This window comes from Paraflavitalea sp. (assembly GCF_059502485.1).
Window position 1 is genome coordinate 2945895 of the sequence record NZ_JCACET010000008.1, and the last position, 21650, is coordinate 2967544.

General features: G+C 50.4%; 11 protein-coding genes. 9 read left to right on the forward strand and 2 right to left on the reverse strand.

Features of this window, described 5'->3' with window-relative positions; translation table 11 throughout:
• Positions 1-3 precede the first annotated feature (3 nt).
• Together AC5JBY_RS14455 and AC5JBY_RS14460 are read right to left on the reverse strand one after the other, a co-directional pair.
• Complete coding sequence (locus AC5JBY_RS14455; protein ID WP_495905315.1) at positions 4-543, reverse strand: SMI1/KNR4 family protein; 540 nt, start codon at positions 541-543, stop codon at positions 4-6.
• A 50-nt stretch (positions 544-593) separates the two neighbouring features.
• Positions 594-1877: an SMI1/KNR4 family protein gene (locus AC5JBY_RS14460; RefSeq protein WP_495905316.1), complete on the reverse strand. Its 1284-nt coding sequence runs from the start codon at positions 1875-1877 to the stop codon at positions 594-596.
• A gap of 370 nt (positions 1878-2247) precedes the next feature.
• On the opposite strand from AC5JBY_RS14460, the gene AC5JBY_RS14465 reads away from it, so the two are divergent.
• The 9 genes from AC5JBY_RS14465 (at position 2248) to AC5JBY_RS14505 (ending at position 21600) form a co-directional block, all read left to right on the forward strand.
• On the forward strand, positions 2248-5211 hold the full coding sequence (locus tag AC5JBY_RS14465; protein WP_495905317.1) for a SusC/RagA family TonB-linked outer membrane protein: 2964 nt from the start codon (positions 2248-2250) through the stop codon (positions 5209-5211).
• Between the two features lie 37 nt (positions 5212-5248).
• Complete coding sequence (locus AC5JBY_RS14470; protein WP_495905318.1) at positions 5249-6742, forward strand: RagB/SusD family nutrient uptake outer membrane protein; 1494 nt, start codon at positions 5249-5251, stop codon at positions 6740-6742.
• A 203-nt stretch (positions 6743-6945) separates the two neighbouring features.
• Positions 6946-10023, forward strand: a complete 3078-nt coding sequence (locus tag AC5JBY_RS14475; RefSeq protein WP_495905319.1) for a SusC/RagA family TonB-linked outer membrane protein — start codon at positions 6946-6948, stop codon at positions 10021-10023.
• Between the two features lie 50 nt (positions 10024-10073).
• The gene (locus AC5JBY_RS14480; RefSeq protein ID WP_495905320.1) at positions 10074-11828 is read left to right on the forward strand and encodes a RagB/SusD family nutrient uptake outer membrane protein; all 1755 of its coding nucleotides are present in this window, start codon (positions 10074-10076) and stop codon (positions 11826-11828) included.
• Between the two features lie 372 nt (positions 11829-12200).
• Positions 12201-13574, forward strand: coding sequence for a glycoside hydrolase family 28 protein (locus AC5JBY_RS14485; protein ID WP_495905321.1), 1374 nt, complete (start codon positions 12201-12203; stop codon positions 13572-13574).
• Entirely contained in the window at positions 13571-17113 is a 3543-nt protein-coding gene (locus tag AC5JBY_RS14490; RefSeq protein ID WP_495905322.1) for a malectin domain-containing carbohydrate-binding protein, read from the forward strand. Before AC5JBY_RS14485 ends, AC5JBY_RS14490 begins: the two co-directional genes overlap by 4 nt.
• A gap of 9 nt (positions 17114-17122) precedes the next feature.
• Complete coding sequence (locus AC5JBY_RS14495) at positions 17123-18214, forward strand: glycoside hydrolase family protein (RefSeq protein WP_495905323.1); 1092 nt, start codon at positions 17123-17125, stop codon at positions 18212-18214.
• 120 nt (positions 18215-18334) lie between these two features.
• The gene (gene galB / locus AC5JBY_RS14500; RefSeq protein WP_495905324.1) at positions 18335-20755 is read left to right on the forward strand and encodes a beta-galactosidase GalB; all 2421 of its coding nucleotides are present in this window, start codon (positions 18335-18337) and stop codon (positions 20753-20755) included.
• A gap of 161 nt (positions 20756-20916) precedes the next feature.
• The gene (locus AC5JBY_RS14505) at positions 20917-21600 is read left to right on the forward strand and encodes a DUF3826 domain-containing protein (RefSeq protein ID WP_495905325.1); all 684 of its coding nucleotides are present in this window, start codon (positions 20917-20919) and stop codon (positions 21598-21600) included.
• Positions 21601-21650 lie beyond the last annotated feature (50 nt).

Sequence of the window (21650 nt, forward strand, 5' to 3'; positions counted from 1 at the left end):
TGCTTAGCTTACAAGCGAAGTCCAGAAGACTATTTCCCGCGGTTGGGTAGGTAACTCAAAGGAGCTGTTCAATTTGAAAAAAAACTCATTCGAAAAATAAGTGGCCAGATCGAATCCATAATAAACAATATCCATTCCATGCATCGAAAAAACGGGGTTGCCATTTTCATGTGGCTCACTGGAAATATATCGGTGACCACAGATTGGAATTAATTTCGGATAAGTAAGGCAATGGTGCTGGGCTATGACAACACGCTCTTCAGCGTCAGTTGGTTTATTACCCCATTCCGGTCTCCATAAGCCATTGTTCCGGGCGGAAATAAATACGTCTTCCAGCGGCCAGTTCATTCTCTTCTGGATAGTTGCTACAATTGCATCATCTGTCAGCCCTTTACGCCAGTTATAAAAAAGATCATTAACAGGAAGTCCAAGTTGAAAAAAACGCTTTAAGTCCGGTGGAAATTGGATATCAAACTTTGCTTCAATAGCTATCACTTCTGCATCCGACAACCCCGGTTCAAATACAATACCCTTGTGCCGCATCAAATTGATGAGCTGTTTGGCTTGTGGTATAGTCATAGTTTACTACGTTCTTAATCCGTATAAAAATTATCCTCCAATCGCTGCAATTCCTCTTCCATGTAAAAGCGAAAACTTTCATACACCACTTCTCCCGGCCGCCAGCTGGAAAAATGCCAGCATTCCCATTGTCCATCAGGCAGCGGTATCAATAAAAGCTGTTGCTCTTCTCGCAGTCCGCCGATAACGATACTGCTCCTCAATTTATCACCAAAGCCATTGTCAACACCTTCCATGGCATTCGCCCAGATGTCCACCGTTTCCCGCGAAAGGGCGGAAAGAAAAACAACCTGGTCAATCCGGCAAAGCACAACCCCTGTATCGCTAAAACCTTCAAAGCCGTTAGACGTTAGCAGAAAATCCTTATAATCATCCGGCAGCGTATGACCCAGCCTGCTTTCTGCCGCCGCTATATCAGCCATCGTGGCAGGCGGCCTGCTCAGTGATTTACTTTGAAGAATATGCTCCGGGAAATCCGTTGTCTTTTGCTCGATGGCCCGCGTGGAGATCTGATGCAGTAGCTCCTCCCACGATAAATTGTTATACACCAGCGTCCTGCCACTGTCCAGTCTTGTTCGCAGGGCATCGATGATCGCTGTAGTTTCCTCCACACAAAGCTCCTTCGTTATTTTCAATATGGGCGCTAAAATACCGGTTAATAATATTTCGGCCGTTTGCCTGTTTCTAAGCAGGTACGCAGGTATGTAGTTACCCCAATGCGCGAGATAACATTGTCCCCATGAACGGATAAAATAGGTCGCCTCATCCCGTAAATCATTGTCGGCAGCCAATAATGCTCCGCAGGTGGTTGCATGAAAAAAATCATATCCTCCGGCATGCTCGGTTTGTGCAAACCTTTTCAATGCTGCAACGATATCCGGTATGTTCGCTGAACCCTCATAAGCAGCATAAATTGCTTTCACATATAGCTCCTTACCTGTAAGTTCAGCAAAAGGTTTATGCAAAAAGGTCGATGTATAGCTTTCATGATACTTGGGATAAAAAACGTCCGACCAGTTTTCCTTTTCTATGGGATCGATAAATTTAAAAGCAAAAGGAACATACGAAGGCTTTTTACGCGAAACCAGCCACAGTATCTGTAACCCCTCATCTGTCTGCCATAAATGCCCGGAGTGATCGAGTTTGAACTGCCAAAGCTGTTCCAGCAGGTCATTGGCTTCATCGATAAAGCCGGCCAGCACCCAGTTAACAGCCTTTTCAGTGATGCTGATATATACATCTTCAATATCGTCTGATAAGATTTCTTTGAGAAGCCCTTGCGTACTTTGTTTTGCCATGATCGTAAGTCGATAAAATTGCCTGTAATGTTAGGGGGTTTGAGATGCCCGGTGAAGGTAGGTAAAAGATATTGATGATTGAACAACAATAGGCAGCAAGTTGGCAAGTAACCGAGCGTTCATATACTCGCAGCCTCTGCAAACTTTTTTTCACCACCCTGTTCCTTCCATTCGTATGTAGTAAACGGTAAGTTGTACAATGCAGCATAGCACTGGGTTGTACCATAATACATTACACTTAAGAGTATGTTTCATTTTCAATAAAGAAAATGCAGCGCTTCGTGCCCATTCCTGTCTCATTAACAAAGGATCACAGTTGATGCGTGGCTGACGCATGAGCTTATTATGTAACAATCAAAACTATCTGCACATGAGAAAAATGCATGCGCTATCTATTCTATTGTCTTTACTTTCCACACTATTATTCCACACTACCTACGCACAAACACAGAAAATTACAGGCAGGATCATTGATGCTAAAACCACGGCGCCGATCGCTGGTGCAACAGTGAGCCTGGAGAGTGGCAACCTGGCCGTACAGGCAGGTGCCGATGGATCATTTACAATGGACATACCACAAGGCATAAAAAACGTCGTGGTATCGGTCGTAGGCTATAAACGGGTGGTAGTGCCGGTATCGGCAGCCGCCATGCAAGTAGCGATGGAGATGGAAAGCTCCCTCATTCAGGAAGTGGTCGTAACAGGCTACACCACGGTACAAAAGAAAAAATATGCAGGGGCTTCCGCCGTAGTAAACGCAGCAGAAGTGCGCAGACAGCCGATGGCCTCCTTCGATCAGGCATTGCAAGGCCAGGCCGCCGGTGTATCGGTAGTGGCCAACAGTGGCCAGCCCGGCGCCAATGCGATGGTGCGTATCCGTGGCAACGGCTCCATCAATGGCAACAATACACCCCTGTACATTGTAGACGGCATCGAAGTCTCAGCGGCCGATTTTGCATCCATCAACCAGGCCGATTTCGATCGCGTGGAAATATTGAAGGATGCCGTAGCCACAGCCCTCTACGGATCACGTGGCGCCAATGGCGTAATAGTCATCAACACGCGCCGCGGTAAATCAGGCCAGCTGCAATTGAGCTACGATGGACAGGTTGGTTTCAGCAAACTCCCCAAAGACCGCCTTGAAACAATGACCAGCGATCAGAAGATCACCTATGAGCTCCAGCGCGACAATCCCTTCGATTGGACACCCGCAGAAGCTGACTCCCTGCGCAAAGTAAACTTCAATTGGCGCGATGCACTGTTCCAGACAGGCGTCACCCACCAGCACCAGGTCAGCGCCAGTGGTGGCAACACGGCCAGCAGGTTTTTCACTTCCTTGTCCTATTTCGATCAGGAAGGCATTGTTAAAACAACAGGCTTGCAGCGCTACACACTCCGCGTCAACATCGACAACAACGTAAAGAACTGGCGCTTTGGAGTCAGCGCACAGGGAGGCTATTCAAAACGAGTAAATACAACCGAAGCGAACACCTCCACCAGCACGCCCCTCAATGCCATTCGTTGGGCCAACCCCTATGAGCGCGATATCGATCCGCGCACAGGCGATTACCAGGAAACAGGCGGCCCTAATACGGGCAGGCTCACGTCCGATCAACCCAACCCGGCAATGGAACTATTGTTGAACCGCAACAACAATTTGCAGATCAAAGCCGTCGCAGTGAGTTACCTCGAATATCATTTTCCTTTCCTCAGTGGTCTCCATGCACGCACCAACTGGGGCATCGATTACGGACAGGTAGAAAACGAAGTCTTTGTCAGCCCGCGCACCTCCGTAGGCATTGCCCGCCAGGGAGCGCTCACAAGAGGGCTCGACAGGAACCTGCGCTATACAGGAACGTCTTCGCTCAACTACCGCAAGACATTTGGCAAGCATGAAGTAGATGGTGGCGTGTTCTTCGAAGTAGTGAAAAACAATGCCCGCAACTTTGCAATGCAGGGATTTGGATTCACCAACGGATTTGAGAACGAAGCAGGCATCACCCCCGGAAGCGCCAGCAATCCCAACTACATTGCCAATGCAGTCGGCGGCGGCGGACAAAGCGGCTTACAATCCTTCTTCTTCTTGGGCAACTACGGCTATGATGGCAAGTACTATGTCAACTTCGTAGGCCGCCGCGATGGTTCATCCCGCCTCGGGTCCAACAACAAATTTGGCAACTTCGGTTCCATAGGGTTGACCTGGGTAGCCTCAGAAGAAGAGTTCATCCGCAACAGCGAATTCATCAATGAACTGAAATTCCGCGCCAGCGTGGGCACAACGGCCAACAATGCGACCGCCAACTTCGCATTACCACTATTTGCCCGTAGTTCGTATGCAGGTACCAGTGGCTGGGCAATAGCCTCGCCAGGCAACCTCGACTTGCGTTGGGAAACCAACCGCACCATCAACTTTGGGGTCGACTTTGCCATACTCAACAGAAGACTGAGTGGTACGGTCGAGTTGTACGACCGCGAAACACAGGACCTCTTCTACGGCATTCCCATCGATCCGGTGCTGAACGGTATTGGCAGCATCGATGGCAACTACGGCAAGCTGCGCAACCGCGGCGTTGAATTGACATTGCGTGGCGATGTGATACAAACGAGAGATTTCCGCTGGACGATTGAAGGCAATATCACGTACAATAAGAACCAGCTGCTGGAGCTCACACGCGATTCCACGATCGTGGGCCTCACCATTCTCTCGATTGGCAAACCGATCAACAGCCTCTACCTCGTAGACTATGCAGGCGTCAATCCCCAGAACGGTAACGCTACGTATTACAAGCGCGATAAATCATCCACCGAAACCTTCAGCGTCAACGATAAAGTGATCAAAGGCACTTCCGATGCACCCTGGTTCGGCGGCATCTCTACCACCTTCTCCTGGAAGGGGCTCGACCTCAGTGCACAGGTCGCCTTCTTCCTCAACAGGTACATGTACAACAACGACCGCAACAACCTCACCAATCCCGATTACCTGCTCGACAACATGACTACAGATGTCCTGCGCGAATGGCGCCAGGCGGGCGATATCACAGACGTGCCAAGGCCAACCAGCAGTGGCGGCAATAGCTACCAGGCGCAAACAACCCGCTTCCTCGAAGATGCCAGCTTCTGGCGCCTCCGCAATGTAACGCTGGGATACACCCTGCCTACAACACTGTTAAGCAAAACCGGTTTGCGCAGCGCACGCGTATTTGTACAGGGACAAAACTGGTGGACCGCTACTAAGTTCAGAAGCTTCGATCCCGAAATGACAGGCGTTTCACTCACCGGAGCGCAATACCCGGCACTGGTACAAACCACCGTTGGCCTGTCCATAGGATTTTAATCACACCACAATCACACATCATCCCAAAGCATAAAGTATGTTTAAAATATTGAGAGCACCTTTGATAATTGCAATGCTGCTCACCGTTATAATGACAGGTTGCAGTAAAGAACAGCTGGTCGACCTGACGCCCGATTTCAACCTCGATGCATTGAACAACCCCTCCAGCATGAAACAGGTAGAAGAAGTATTGGGCGGCGCCTATGCAGGATTCCGGAATGCGAACTATTTCGGTTCAGGCAGCGGCACGGGTTCCGGCTGGGCATTCATGCCCGATGTATTGAGCGATAACCTCTACGAAACGACAGCGTCCCTCGGCAACTCCCGCGCGATGGCCGATTGGACGTACCAGCCCAATACAGTGCAGGTCACGAACCTCTACACCGCTCCCTATGCAGTCATCGCAAATGCAAACATCGTATTGCGCGATATCGACAAGTTCACCACATCCAATAACCAACTGCTGGCCAATCGCCTCAAGGGGCAGGCATATGCCATCCGCGCACAGGCCCATTTCGACCTCTTCCGTTTCTTTGCGTTTCGGTATGACAGGAACAGCACCACTGATCTTGCCCTTGCTTATGCTACACAGTTTATAGTGACACCCAATATAAAACCAGCACGCCTGCCCAATAAGCAGTACTATGATTCCTTATTCGCCGATCTCACCAAAGCCGCCGCTTTATTATCCAATGTCGACAAATCGGTCAATCCAGAAACAGGCAACGTGCGCCCTTACCTCGATCTCGCAGCCGTATATGCATTGCAGGCCAGGATATACCTCTATGCAGGTATGTGGAGCGAAGCAGTTACAGCAGCCACGAACGCCATCAACCTCCGCCCGTTGGTAAACCTCGATCAGGCAGCCTTCTCCGGCATGTACAACCAAACCAGTCGCGGAGAGATCATCTGGAACGTACAGTTCGAAGCAGGACAGGCCGGCCCCACTTTCATCGCCTACTTTGCCACCAATGGCCGCAGCTATTTCAGGCCCGCATTGGAAATGGCAACAGGCGATGGCGCAGGAGGCCTCATACGTACCGGTGATATCCGCTACAACGCATTCTTCACCAAAGAAAGCGATGGCAGGTTGGCCATCACGAAATTCAAAGGCAAGAATGCCCTGAGCGATGCGATCGCCAACTTCCCCGTATTCCGCACAGGAGAACTATACCTCATCAGGGCCGAAGCAAGAGCAAAGAATGCACAGGAAGCATTAGCCCTGAGCGATCTCAACACCTTGCGCGCAGCACGCATCAACGGCTATGTACCGGCAGTAGGCCTCACAGGCAATCTGCTGTTGGAAGCTATCGCCAACGAAAGAAGACGCGAACTGATAGGAGAGGGCCACCGCTTCTTCGATTTGAAGCGAACCACCCGCCTCATCGAACGCGGCACCACTTGTGGCAACCCGTCCGTTTCACCCACAGGCAATTGCAAACTGGAACCCAACAAACGCGAATGGGCCTTGCCAATACCCGAAAGCGTGCGCAACGCCAACGAAAACGCACAACAAAATACTGGTTACTGATTTTCCTCATGAACAGTTACCCACTGTCAGGCCGCCTTTCCAGGCGGCTTTTTTTATATGCGTAAGCCACTCGAAATAGGAAAATAGTCCATCATTATAGTTGAACAGGACATTGTTGCGCCTCAGGCAGCCTGTAACTTTAACATAGAGTTTAGCCTTATCCTGTCCACTACCGATTTTATAATAACAACAACGAGCGCTGTATGAAAAGGAAACACTGCACCAGGCATGTGCTGTTACTATTGATGGCTATGTGCTCCTTCATTCCATCATTCTCCCAACAAAAAAACATTACAGGAAAAATTACAGATGCCGGAGGCATAGGCCTGGCAGGCGTCACCATCTCGGTAAGCCCGGGTGGGCAAACCATCATGAGCGGTCCGCAAGGTACCTACAGCATTTCAGTGCCGCCCACGGGCGCTTCACTCACCTTCAGCTTTGTAGGCTACAAAGAACAGGTGATACAGGTAGGCGATCGAACGACGATCGATGTCACGATGCAATCAGCCAACGCCCAGCTCGATGAAGTGGTGGTAATAGGATATGGCACCTCGAAGCGGAAAGACATCACCGGAGCAGTGGTGTCGATCAAATCCGATGTGATCACGCAAACACCTACCCACAATGCCCTCGAGGCCATTCAGGGACGTGCACCCGGCGTAGACATAACACGTACTTCCGGTTCAGCTGGTTCAGGTGTCAACATCAGCATCCGTGGATTTAAATCCATTGCCGACCGTGATAAAATGTATGAACGCAACGCGCCCCTCATCATCATAGATGGTTTCCAGGGCGGCGACCTCAGCGCCTTGAATACCGACGACATCGCCTCCATGGAAGTGCTCAAAGATGCGTCTGCTACGGCCATCTACGGAGCCCAGGGCGGCAATGGCGTAATTATAGTTACCACTAAAAAAGGTGCTGCCGGTAAAATGAAAGTCAGCTACTCCGGCTACTACGGCATCAATACCTTCCAATATCCCAAGCCCCGCATGTACGATGATTACATGAACCTGCGCCGCGCGGCCTGGAACAACAGCATCGTAGGCGGAGTGCCCGAATGGAGCAGCCCGGCAGATGATGTAAAATTGTTTCCTAACCTCCAGGGCGAACAAGCCGCCTGGCAAAACGGACAGTGGGTCGATTGGCTCGATCTGGTGAGCCGCAACGGTTCCCAGCAAAGCCACAACGTATCCGTTACCAGCGGAACCGATAAAACGAAGATCTACCTCTCCGCAGGATACTTCAGGGAAGAAGCGATGCTGCGCAACAACGATTACACCCGCTACAACCTCCGGATGAACCTCGATCAAACGATCAGCAAATTCGCCAAAGCAGGTATCGTTACGCAGATCACCTATTCCAGCCAGGACCTTCGGCAGGATCCCCTCAGCACGGCAATGACACTTGCGCCGTTCGGACAGCCCTACGATTCCAATGGCGTCATCAACCGTTTCCCCATTGCAAACGATAACAGGATCAGCCCCCTCGCAGATGAGCGCAACGAATTTGTAGCCCGCGACAACACTGCCCGCACCAATGTCATCGGTGGTGGATACCTTGAGCTGACTCCTATAAAGGGGTTGACCTTCCGCAGCAACTTCAGCGCTACCCTCAACTTCTTCAAACGCGGCGTCTGGAACGACAAGACCTCACTCTTGAAAAAAGACAACCAGCTATCTACTGCCTGGCAGCGAAGCATCAACAGCGCATTCCTCAACTGGGATAATATATTGACCTATACCAAAGACCTGGGCGATCACAACATAACGTTGACAGGCATCACCAGCTTCCTGCAAAACGTCGATGAAGAAGTATATGCAGAAGGAAGCGGTCAGATATTGGCTTCACAGATCTATTATGGACTCGAAGGTTCCAACCCCGCTATCACACGTACGATTCGTGCGCCCTACACGCGGTGGAACAACATGGCCTATGCCGGCCGTATCAACTACAGCTACAAAGGCCGCTATGTATTGTACCTCTCCGGTCGTTATGATGGAGCATCACGTTTGGCCCCCGGCAAAAAATGGGACTTCTTCCCCTCAGCCGGTTTAGCCTGGAATGTAAGCGATGAGAACTTCTTCAAGAACATCAATGTAATAAACACCCTGAAGCTCCGTGCTACCTACGGCGTTTCCGGCAACTATAACATCAGCGTGTATGGCACGCAGAGTGGTCTGACTTATTCTTCACGCATGTCCTTTGGAGAAGTAGCGGCCCCGGCCTACCTGTTCAACCCAACAGTGGGTAACCCCAATGTAGGTTGGGAAAAAACAGCCACTACGAACCTCGGCCTTGATTTCGGCTTGCTGAAGAACCGCATCACAGGTACAGTAGATGTGTTCCGCGCCAAGACTACAGACATTCTCTATAAAAGGAACCTGCCCCAGTCCTCCGGCGTAACGGACATTTTTGAGAACATTGCTTCCACCCTCAATAAAGGCATCGAAGTAATGGTCACCTCTCAGAATATCCAAAACAAGGATTTCAAATGGAGCACCACTGTTACCTTCAGTAAAACCAAACAGGAGATACTCGACATCACCAACGGAAAGAACATCGTAGTCGATGAAAGGAACTCCCTGTTGATCGGCCAGCCCATCACATCCTTCTATACATTTAAGAAACTGGGCATCTGGCAGGCAGACGAAGCAGCCGTGGCAGCCACCTATCGTTATGGCAGCGCTACCGGCAACACATTCAAGGTGGGCGATATCAAGCTCCAGGATATATCAGGACCTGATGGCAAGCCCGATGGCATCATCGATGCTACCTACGATAGAACATACATTGGTTCCACAGTACCCGATTGGGTAGGCGGTTTACAAAACTCCTTCACCTATAAGAATTTCGATCTGGGCGTATACCTCTTGTTCCGCTACGGACAAACCATCGATGCAGAGTTCCTGGGCAGGTACAACCCCAGCGGTTTTGGCAACGGACCATCCATGATCGATTATTGGACGCCTACGAATCCTACCAACGATTTCCCGCGTCCGATGAAGAACCAGCAGTTGATCAACTATGCAGGTTACCAAACACTCACCTTCATAGACGGCTCCTTCTTTAAGATCAAGAACATCACATTGGGATACACATTACCCGCTAATATCTCCAAAAAGATATTCAGCGATCGCATACGATTCTATGCCACTGCTTCCAACGCATTCACCTTTGCAAAAAGCCACCTGATCAAAGATTACGATCCCGAAAGAGGCGGATCGGAATCATCACCCATCGGACGGCAATTCGTATTTGGTGTAAATGCCAGTTTCTAATTAAAGAATGTCACCCTGAGCTTGTCGAAGGGTCTTTAAAAAAGCAGATTATGAAAAGCTTATATAACGTATACACAGTTTGCTGCATCGCTTTAACCATTACGGTGATGACAGCCTGCAATAAAAAACTCGATGAATACAACCCGGCCAATGCTACTACCGATGAAGCATGGACCACGCCGGAAGGATTTATAACAGCGGTCAACGCAGCCTACTCCGAACAACGCTCCTGGTACGGCAAAGAAGATGGCATCTTCATGAGCGAGTCCGGCACCGACCTATGGTACAACCGCGATAAGAACACCTACGCACGTCAGGTCACCCAATACGATGGATTGACGGCAGCAGACGGCAACCCCCACAAAGCAGCGTGGGTACTGCTATGGAAAGCCCTCAACCAGGCGAATGCAGGCATCAACCGCATCGAAGGAGCAGGCTTTTCAGATTCTACCCAAAAGCGCCAGCGCCTGGCCGAACTGCGTTTCCTGCGCGGATACTATTACTGGCACATGGTGGAAACCTTCGGCGGGGTAATGCTCCGCACCACCGAAACACAAACACCGGTACTCACGGCAACCCGTAGCACAGTGCCACAGTTTTATGACCTGATCTTTGCCGACCTCCAATACGCAGCCGATAACCTCCCCAACAGCTGGGGCAACGAATACAGCCGCGCCACCAAGAAATCAGCATTAGGTTACATGGCACGCGCCTATTTGTCAAGAGCATACTATTCCACAGGAGCAGAAGCACAACAATTCTTTACCAAAGCACGCGATGTAGCACAGGAAGTCATCAACCGCAAAGGAGAGTTCCAGGTAGCCCTCTGGGCCAACTATGCCGATCTCTTCAACCCGGCAAAGAATAAAGACATGGGTAAAGCAAACGGAGAAGCATTATATGTAGTGAGCAACTCTGTAAACCCCGGCCTCAACTACGACGACAATGGCAACCGCTATTTCCATGTGTTTCCCGAAGCCTACACAGGCAAGCCGGGATTGATACAAAGCCTTGAGTATGGCTTCGACAACAACCGCCGCCTGATGCCTACACTGGCATTACTCGATATGTACGATGAAACAAAAGATGCGCGCTACGAAGGATCATACCAGGAAGTATGGATCGCCAACAATCCTACCACCTGGACCTGGGCAGCCAACAACATTGCTACCTATGGTAAGGACAACAGCGTGATCGGCAAGCAGATCAAAGCAGGCGACACGGCCCTGCTGATCACGAAAAAAGTGATCGCCGACAAAGCCTCCCGCACCTACGTGGTATACGACCGCAACGATGTATACAACGCCAACGGCACGATCAAAACGGGCAACAACTATGTAGCCCTGAAGAAATACAGAGATCCGGATAGGTCAGCGCCCAACACGCAGGCCGGCACCAAAGATGTGATCGTGATGCGCCTCGCAGAAATGTACCTCATCGCTGCAGAAGCAGAACTCCAGTTGAACAATGCAGGCGCTGCAGCCACGCAGATCAATGTATTGCGCACCCGCGCCGCCAAACCCGGACAGGCAACCGCCATGCAGGTGACCGCCGGCGATATCAACATCGACTTCATCCTTGCAGAAAGAGCCCGCGAGCTGGCCGGCGAAAGCATCCGCTGGTTCGATGTAAAACGCATCAAGAACGGCCTGAACGGCGCCGAGAAATTCAGCGACTACATCAAACGCCTGAATCCCGATATCACCAAAGTCCAGGACTTCCACCGCCTGCGCCCAATACCAATTTTAGAAATGCAGGCCCTGCAAAACGCACAGGAGTTCGGACAAAACCCGGGATACAATTAGTGGACGGTTGACAAGTTGATAGGTCTATAAGTTGAAAAGGAAAACCACTTTCTTTGTCATTTCGAATGGAGCTTAGCTTAGCCCTGCTTGACCACTCCCAACGAAACCTTAACCTTGTTTTGTCATTTCGAACGGAGCCATCAGGAATCTAAAAAGAAGTATGTAGCAGCGGCGAAGTGAGAAATCTGCCCGCGAAGCAAAAGGAAAACGACGCAAAAGTAAATCGAAGCAAAAGTAATCGAAACAAAAGGACAACGAAGCTCACGCGAATTGCCCGGCCCTTTAGGGCCGGGGTAAAAGAACAAAACCCCTTTGGGCTTTAGCCCAATTTACAGCGAAGCAAGAACCGATCGAAGCAAAAGAAAAAACGACATGTTTAAATCTAAATATTCCAAATTCAGATTGCTCATCATCATAATGATGAGCAATCTTGCATTATACGCCCAGGCCCAACAATACTACAATGTCTTAAAGTTCGGCGCGAAGAACGACAGCAGCCGCAAAGCCACGGCCGCCATTGCCAAAGCGATAGCGGCAGCGTTAAAAGCAGGCGGCGGCACGGTGTACTTCCCCGCCGGTAAATACCTCACCGGCCCCATACATCTCAAGAGCAACATCACCATCTACATCGATGCAGGCGCAGAACTCCATTTCAGCGACGACTTCGACGACTACCTGCCCATGGTGCAAAGCCGCTACGAAGGCGTGGATGTCACGAGCTTTTCACCCCTGTTCTATGCATACGAAGCAGAGAACATCACCATCAAAGGCCGCGGCACCATCAACGGCCACGGCAAAAAGTGGTGGGATTTTGTAGAAGGCTACAAAGAAGGACAGCCCCGCAGCAAATGGCAGTACATCTTCGATAGCCTCAACAAGAACATCCTGCTGCCCGACGATCCGAAACAAATGAAACGCGGTTTCCTGCGTCCGCCCTTTATACAACCAATGTATTGTAAGAACGTATTGATAGAAGGTATCACCATCCGCAACTCACCCTTCTGGACGGTAAACCCCGAGTTCTGTGAGAACGTAACGGTGACAGGTGTCACGATCAATAACCCGCCATCACCCAACACAGATGGCATCAACCCCGAGTCCTGCAAATACGTCCACATCAGCAATTGCCACATCAGCGTAGGCGATGATTGCATCACCATCAAATCAGGCAAGGATATACCGGGCAGAACGAAAGCAGCCCCCGCGCAGAATTATACCATTACGAATTGCACGATGCTCAGCGGCCACGGCGGTGTGGTCATTGGCAGCGAAATGAGCGGTGGTGTAAAGAACATCGTCATCAGCAATTGCGTATTCGATGGCACCGATCGCGGCATCCGCATCAAAACAGCCCGCGGCCGTGGGGGAGTGGTAGAAGACATTCGCGTGGACAACATCATCATGAAGAACATCCGCGACCAGGCCATTGTGCTCGACATGGAATATGCCCGTGTACCGGCCGAGCCGGTGAGCGAGCGCACGCCACAATTCAGGAACATCAGGCTGAGCAACATCACGGCCTATACAAAAACGGCGATGTACATCAACGGCCTCGATGAAATGCCGGTACAGGAAATAAGCCTCCACGATGTATACTTCGAAGCCGAGAACGGCATCACCATCCGCAAGGCAAAAGACATAGAGCTCCATAAAGTACGCATCAACGTTAAGAAAGGTAGTCCTCTCGTAACTGAAAACGTGCAGGACTTACGGGTAGATGGCCTTACCAGCGGAACCAAACCATGATCACCATCCCGTACCATAGAAACATTTTATTCCTCGTTGCCTTGTTGTTCACAGCGAACACCTTTGCACAACAAGGCCGCCGCACCATTGTCTCACTCGATAACGACTGGTACACCATTGCCCGCGATTCCCTGGATGCTGCCCTCAAAGGATTTGAGCAGCCAGGCTACCAGCCACAGCAATGGAAGAAAGTACAGGTGCCCCACAACTGGGATGCCTGGGAAGGCTACCGCCGCAAGCTCCATGGCAACAGGCATGGCTACGCAGGGTACCGCAAAACATTTACCCTCGCCAAAAAAGAAAAAGGCAAACGATACTTCATCACCTTTGAAGGTGTAGGCTCCTATGCCACAGTATGGCTCAATGGCAAAAAGATAGGAGAGCATGCAGGCGGCAGAACAAGTTTCACCCTCGATATAACAGAGACGGTAGTAGCCGGTAGCAAAAACCTACTGGCAGTACTGGCAGGCCATCCTGCCGGCATCAATGATCTGCCCTGGGTATGTGGCGGTTGCTCTGCCGAAAGAGGTTTCTCGGAAGGCTCGCAACCCATGGGCATCTTCCGGCCGGTACAATTGATCACAACCGCCGACCTGCGCATCATTCCCTTCGGCGTCCATGCCTGGAATGATACCACGGTATCAACAAAGCAGGCGACCATACAACTCAATACTACCTTTAAGAATTACAGCACCACTACCCGCAAAGTACAGGTGATCACCCGCCTGCTCGATAACAACAAAAAGCAGGTAGCAATAACAAGCAGTAATAGATCCATAGCAGCCAATCAAACGCTGGAAGCATCCCAGCGATTTGAATTGAAGAACAACGTAAAGCTGTGGTCATTGGAAGATCCTTATCTATACACGATCGTCTCCGTGATCAAAGAAGGCAATACCACCCTCGATAGCATCACGATGCCCTATGGTATTCGCTGGATCAATTGGTCGGTAGGCAAGCCCGGCAGCACCAACCAGTTTTACCTCAATGGCAAACCGGTATTCATCAACGGCATTGCTGAATATGAACACCTCATTGGCAACAGCCATGCGTTTACCAGTGAACAGGTCCGCGCCCGTGCATTGCAGATGAAAGCAGTTGGCTTCAACGCCTTTCGCGATGCCCACCAGCCCCACAACCTCCGCTACCAGCAATACTGGGATGAACTTGGCATGCTGTGGTGGACACAATTATCAGCCCATGTATGGTACGATACACCGCAGTTTAGAGAACATTTCAAACAACTATTGAAAGAGTGGGTCATCGAAAGAAGGAACAATCCTTCCGTAGTATTGTGGGGATTGCAAAATGAAAGCAAGCTCCCTGCCGACTTTGCCCGCGAGTGCACGGAACTGGTGCGTTCACTCGATCCCACTGCCTCCACGCAACGCAAGGTCACCACTTGCAACGGCGGCGAAGGCACCGACTGGGATGTGCCGCAAAACTGGACAGGTACCTATGGCGGCGATCCCGCTACCTATGCAAGTGATGTAAAACGCCAGGTATTGATCGGTGAGTACGGCGCATGGCGCACGCTCGACCTGCACACCGAAGGCCCCTTTGTACAGAACGGCCCTTACAGCGAAGACCGCATGACCCAGCTAATGGAACAAAAGATCAGGCTGGCAGAACAGGCGAAAGACAGCAGCAGCGGCCACTTCTTTTGGTTATATACTTCACACGACAACCCCGGCCGCGTGCAGGGTGGGGAAGGCTTGAGAGAGTTGGACCGAATTGGTCCTGTCAATTACAAAGGATTGCTCACCCCCTGGGAAGAACCATTGGATGTCTTCCACATGTTCCGCTCCAATTATGCCACGGCCCCCATGGTATACATCGTGTCACACACCTGGCCCCAGCGATGGACAACACCAGGCATTAAGGATAGCATCATTGTATACAGCAATTGCGATGTGGTAGAACTGTTCAACGATGTGAACCATCAATCGCTGGGCAAGCTGAAACGCAACGGTGCAGGCACCCACTTCCAATGGGATGGTGCCGACATCCGCTACAATGTATTATATGCGGTCGGCTACATACAAAATAAACCGGTAGTCCACGACCAGATCATATTGAACTATTTGCCGCAAGCGCCACACTTCAATGAGTTATTCCAAGACGCAAAACCCTTGCTGCAACCACAGTTAGGATACAACTACCTGTACCGCGTAAATGCCGGTGGCGCTAACTACACAGATAGCTATGGCAACACCTGGCTCGCCGATCGCAAACTCCGCAACAAAAATACTTGGGGCTCAAACTCCTGGACCGACGACTTCCCCGGCATGCCCGCTTTCTTTGCAAGCCAGCGCCAAGTCTACGACGCCATCAGCGGCACAAAAGATTGGAAACTGTTCCAGACATTCCGCTACGGTAGAGATAAACTAACCTATACTTTCCCCGTCCCCGATGGCGAATACCTGATAGAACTATATTTCACAGAACCCTGGTGGGGCACAGGCGGTGGCATGGATTGTACAGGCTATCGCTTGTTCGATGTAGCAGTCAACGATAAAACAGTGATCAAAGACCTCGACATCTGGAAAGAAGCAGGCCATGATGCAGCATTGAAGAAAACCATAAAAGCAACAATAACCGGTGGCAAACTGGTGATCTCCTTCCCGCAGGTAAAAGTGGGGCAGGCCATCATCTCGGCCATCGCAATAGCCACCACGCGAAAAGATATTACGCCAGCGACTCCTTCGCCAGCGCTCATCGGCGAACTAAAAAGCAATGATCCCTCTTACTGGCAACCACAGCAATGGCTGAATGTAGGCGATACGATGTATGCAGAGGCCACAACCTGCTTTACCATGTTGCCACCTGCGTTGTATGGCGCAGAATGGTTGCGCACGCCGGCCCATCGCCCGCCACAGCAACCTGCCACTTTCCACGTACCGGTAAGCAGCGATGTATTCATCGCCTGGCCTGCCGCTGCTGCAAAGCCCACATGGATGCAAGGCTACGAGGATATGAAAACAACCCTGAGCAATGCACAAGGCGACAACCTGATCATATACCGCAAACGTTTCACCGCAGGCACAACTGTTACATTGGACAAACCAGGTTACAACAGCACAATACTACCGATGTACATCGTCATGGTCAATGAAGCCACTTCCATCGAGCCTGCCTACGATTTAAAACCGGTAACCAGCTACAAAGCTGCAGAAGCAACATTGACAGGCGCTGCAACAAAACAAATAGCAGTGAACGGAAAAGAGCAGGCAGTGTTCAACAGCAACGACGCAGGCAGCATCGATATGAAAATAGCGATAGGCGCGGCAGACGAATATTCCATCACGCTCAAATACAACTCCCCCGGTGCGGCAGCCATTACCGGCGAACTGAGTATATTAGCAGCAGATGGCACCCTAATGAAGAAAGAAACCGTGACACTACAGAACACCCGTCCCGGTAAATGGAATTATATTACCACTTCCACCGGCAGTATGATCAACGCGGGCAATTATGTAGTGAGGTTTAAAATACAAGGAGCAAAAGAAGTAGCAGTAGGTGGAGTGGATGTGCAATAAGTATTTATTATGGTAAGATTATTCATAACAACGATATTGGCGGGAAGCTTGGTGACAGCACAGGCACAGAAGGCTGTGTCCGATACCGTAATGCAACGCATCTATCAGGAAGTAAAAACCCCTTACAAATACGGCCTGGTTGTCGTCCCTGAAAGCGATGCTAAAAAGATCGACTGCCCAACGGTATTCCGCAAAGGCAACAAATGGTACATGAGCTACATCGTATTCGATGGGCGCGGCTATGAAACCTGGCTGGCCGAAAGCAACGACCTGCTGCAATGGACACCCAAAGGCCGCTTGTTATCCTTCTCCGACACCCTCCAATGGGATGGCAGCCAGAAAGCCGGTTACCCCGCCCTGCAGGATTACACCTGGGGTGGCAGCTATGCACTCCAGTCCTACAAAGGAAAACACTGGATGTCCTACTTTGGCGGCCGGGAAAAAGGCTACGAAGCAGGACTGTTGTCATTAGGTATGGCTTATACAAACAAAAAGCCGCAACAGCCCCACGAATGGAAGCGCTTGTCTGATCCCATCCTCACTCCCAAAGATGCCGACGTGCGCTGGTGGGAAAACAAAAAACAGTTCAAGAGCACGGTGATATGGGACAAACAACGTACAACCGGTTATCCTTTTGTGATGTATTACAACGCCAACGGCGATTCTGCCGTCAATAATATCAAGACACGCTGGTTCGAACGGATCGGGATGGCAGTGTCGGAAGACATGGTGCATTGGAAGCGCTTTGGTGCAGAGCCGGTAGTTCATCACCCGGTGGGTATCACCGGCGATGCGGTGATCCAGAAGATGAATGATGTGTGGGTCATGTTTTACTTCGGCGCATTCTGGACAGGCCGCAAAGATGCCTTCAATCGCTTTGCTTGCTCATATGATCTCGTCAACTGGACCGACTGGACCGGCGACGACCTCATCAACTCCACCGAACCTTACGATGACCGCTTTGCACACAAATCATTCGTGGTAAAACACGATGGGGTAGTGTACCACTTCTACTGCGCCGTAAACAAGAAAGACCAGCGCGGCATTGCAGTGGCCACATCAGTAGATAAAGGAAAGAGTAAAGTGGAATTCGTGAAGTAACCCTGCGAAGCGTAGCTCTGCGAGGCTTGTAGCCTCGCAGCCCTATTCCGTTGCCTTTGGCAACAGTTGCTATACGCTCGAAGAGCGTTCAAATCTTAAAATGTCAGGTTAATAATGTTTATGCTTCAATTGAAAAGATATCTGTCTGTAATTATTATCTGTCTGTGTGTAATAGATACAACTGCTCAGCGCACCATCCTTGACTTCAACGCCGGCTGGAAGTTCTCCCTCAGTGCCGACAGCACATCCATACAAAGCAATTACAACGATAAAACATGGCGGTCGCTCACGCTGCCCCACGATTGGAGCATAGAAGGACAGTTCGAAGAAAAACATCCCGCCACTACGCAGGGCGGCGCCTTACCCGGCGGCATAGGCTGGTACCGCAAAACATTCACCCTGCCCGCAGGCGCGCAACACAAAAACACGTACATAGAATTTGACGGCATTTACCGCAACAGCGAAGTATGGATCAACGGCCATTACCTCGGCAAGCGTCCCAACGGTTATATCTCCTTTGGTTATGAGCTGACGCCTTACCTGCACACCGCGCCACAAAAGAACGTGCTCACCGTGAAGGTCGATAACAGCCAGCAACCTAATTCCCGTTGGTACACAGGCTCCGGCATATATCGAAATGTACGCCTGGTCATCACCAGCCCGGTAGCCATTGAACAGTGGGGTAGCTTTGTAACCACGCCGGTAATAAAACCGGAAGCGGCTACTGTTAACATCGCTTTATCGCTGCGCAAGTCAATCGGTCAGCAACAAACAGTACGGCTGGTAACGAAAGTATTGGATGCTGCCGGTAAAGTTGTCGCTACACAAACTTCTGGCAACGTATTGTTAAACGATAGTATTAACACCACAGCCCAACAACTACAGGTGCCCAAACCACAATTATGGTCAGTAGATAAACCTTATCAATATAAAGCGGTCACGACTATTACCCAGAACGGTAAAACGATCGACACCTATACAACCCCATTCGGTATCCGCTATTTTCATTTTGATGTCGACAAAGGATTCTTCCTCAATGGAAAACCCTTGAAGATATTGGGTGTGTGTATGCACCACGATCTCGGCGCATTGGGCGCTGCCATCAACGTGCGCGCCATGCAGCGCCAGTTGGAAATCATGAAAGCGATGGGCGCCAATGCCATCCGCACGGCCCACAACCCACCGGCGCCGGAACTGCTCGACCTCTGCGATCAGATGGGACTGCTGGTAATGGACGAGGCATTCGACATGTGGCAGAAGAAAAAGAACAAGTTTGATTATTTCTCCGACTTCCCCGCCTGGCACCGCCGCGACCTCGAAGACCAGGTAAAGCGCGACCGCAACCATCCTTCCGTGTTCATGTGGAGCATCGGCAATGAAATACGTGAACAGTTTGACAGCACAGGTATCACACTCGGCCGCGAATTGGTGCGCATTGTAAAAAGCCTTGATACCACGCGGCCGGTAACAGCCGCCCTCAGCGAATGGAACCCTGCGAAGAACTTCATTTACCAATCCGATGCACTGGATGTAGTGGGCTTGAACTATCACCACGAAGTATACGCCGATTTCCAAAAACATTATCCCGGCAAAGCATTCATTGGCACAGAACAAATGTCGGCCCTTGCCACGCGCGGCCACTACGACCTGCCTTCCGATACGATGAAGTTCTGGCCACAGCGTTCACCGATGAAGTATGTGGAAGGTGGCAACCCCGATTATACGGTATCAGCTTATGACCAGGTAGCAGCTTATTGGGGCTCCACCCACGAAACGACCTGGAAGCTGATCAAAAAATATGATTTCCTGTCCGGCCTGTTCGTGTGGACGGGTTTCGATTACCTCGGCGAACCGGTGCCCTATCCCTGGCCCGCCCGCAGTTCCTATTACGGAATTGTGGACCTCGCTGGTTTCCCAAAAGATGCTTACTACATGTACCAGAGCGAGTGGACCAACAAGCCGGTACTCCATGTATTTCCCCACTGGAACTGGGAACCGGGCAAGCAGGTAGATATATGGGCTTATTACAACCAGGCCGATGAGGTGGAACTGTTCCTGAACGGCCGCTCATTGGGCGTCAGGCACAAACAGGGCGATGAGCTCCATGTAATGTGGCGCGTGCCATTTGAGCCCGGTACCCTGAAAGCAGTATCCCGGAAAATGGGCAAAACAGTACTTACAAAAGAGATCAGAACAGCCGGTGCAGCATATCGCCTCGAAATGGTGCCTGATAGGAAGATTATCCATGCTAATGGCAAAGACCTTTCCTTTATAACTATTCGTGTACTCGATACAAAAGGCAGTATAGTACAGGATGCGGCCCCCCTGATCCGCATAAAGATCGCCGGAAATGCCTCCCTGGCCGCCATGGACAATGGTTACCAGGCTGGCTTGGAATCGTTTAAAGTCAACCAGCACAAGGCTTACGACGGATTGTGCCTGGCCATCGTGCAGGCCGGTCAAACACCTGGCGACATCAAGGTCACCGTCTCGGCCGATGGTCTGCAGGATGCGACCGTTACACTCCGTTCAGTACGTTAAAATAACCGCTTCAGCTATAGCGATATAGCCCGCCGAATAGTAAAATATTCCATCATTTCAGTGAAACCTTACATTGTTTCCGGTACAGGCTACAAGTACCTTTAGTTTGATTGAGGGATACTCATTTTCATCCCCAACGGCTAACGATAAAAACGATCTGCATGAAACGCAAGGCGCTTGTCATTCAATCCCTTTTCATTTACTTTCTGGTTATAAATGCCGGCAGTGTACAGGCACAACAGTCTGTTGTTGCCGAAGACACTGCTTATATAAGAGTTGTGAATGAGCGCGCCGCCAAAATAGTAGCGGTCCTCGGCATAGCAGAAGGCACGAAGTTCACGCAGGTGCAAAACATCATTGCACAACAATACCGCAACCTCAACCAGATCCACGAAGGCAGTAAGGCATCCATCACCAGCCTGAAACAATCCACCTCGCTCACAAAAGAAGCCATCGCAGAAGCAGTAAAAAAAGAAGAAGAAGCAAGAGACGCAAAACTAGACCAGCTACATACTGCGTATATTAAACAATTACAAACCAGCTTGACCCCCGAACAGGTAGAAAAAGTAAAAGATGGAATGACGTACCGCGTATTGCCAATTACGTACGCCGCATTCCAGGATATGATACCCCGCCTCACCGATCCACAGAAACAACAGATCTACACCTGGCTTTTAGAAGCCCGTGAGCATGCCATGGATGCAGAGTCGTCAGATAAGAAACATTGGTGGTTCGGGAAATACAAAGGCAGGATCAACAATTACCTCGCAGCACAAGGATACGACCTGAAGAAAGAAGGAGAAGAATGGGAAGCCAGGAGAAAAGCAGCCAAAGCCACTAAGTAACCAATAACTAACAATACGTCCTGCGTTGATTGTCGTAGGAAATTGATCCC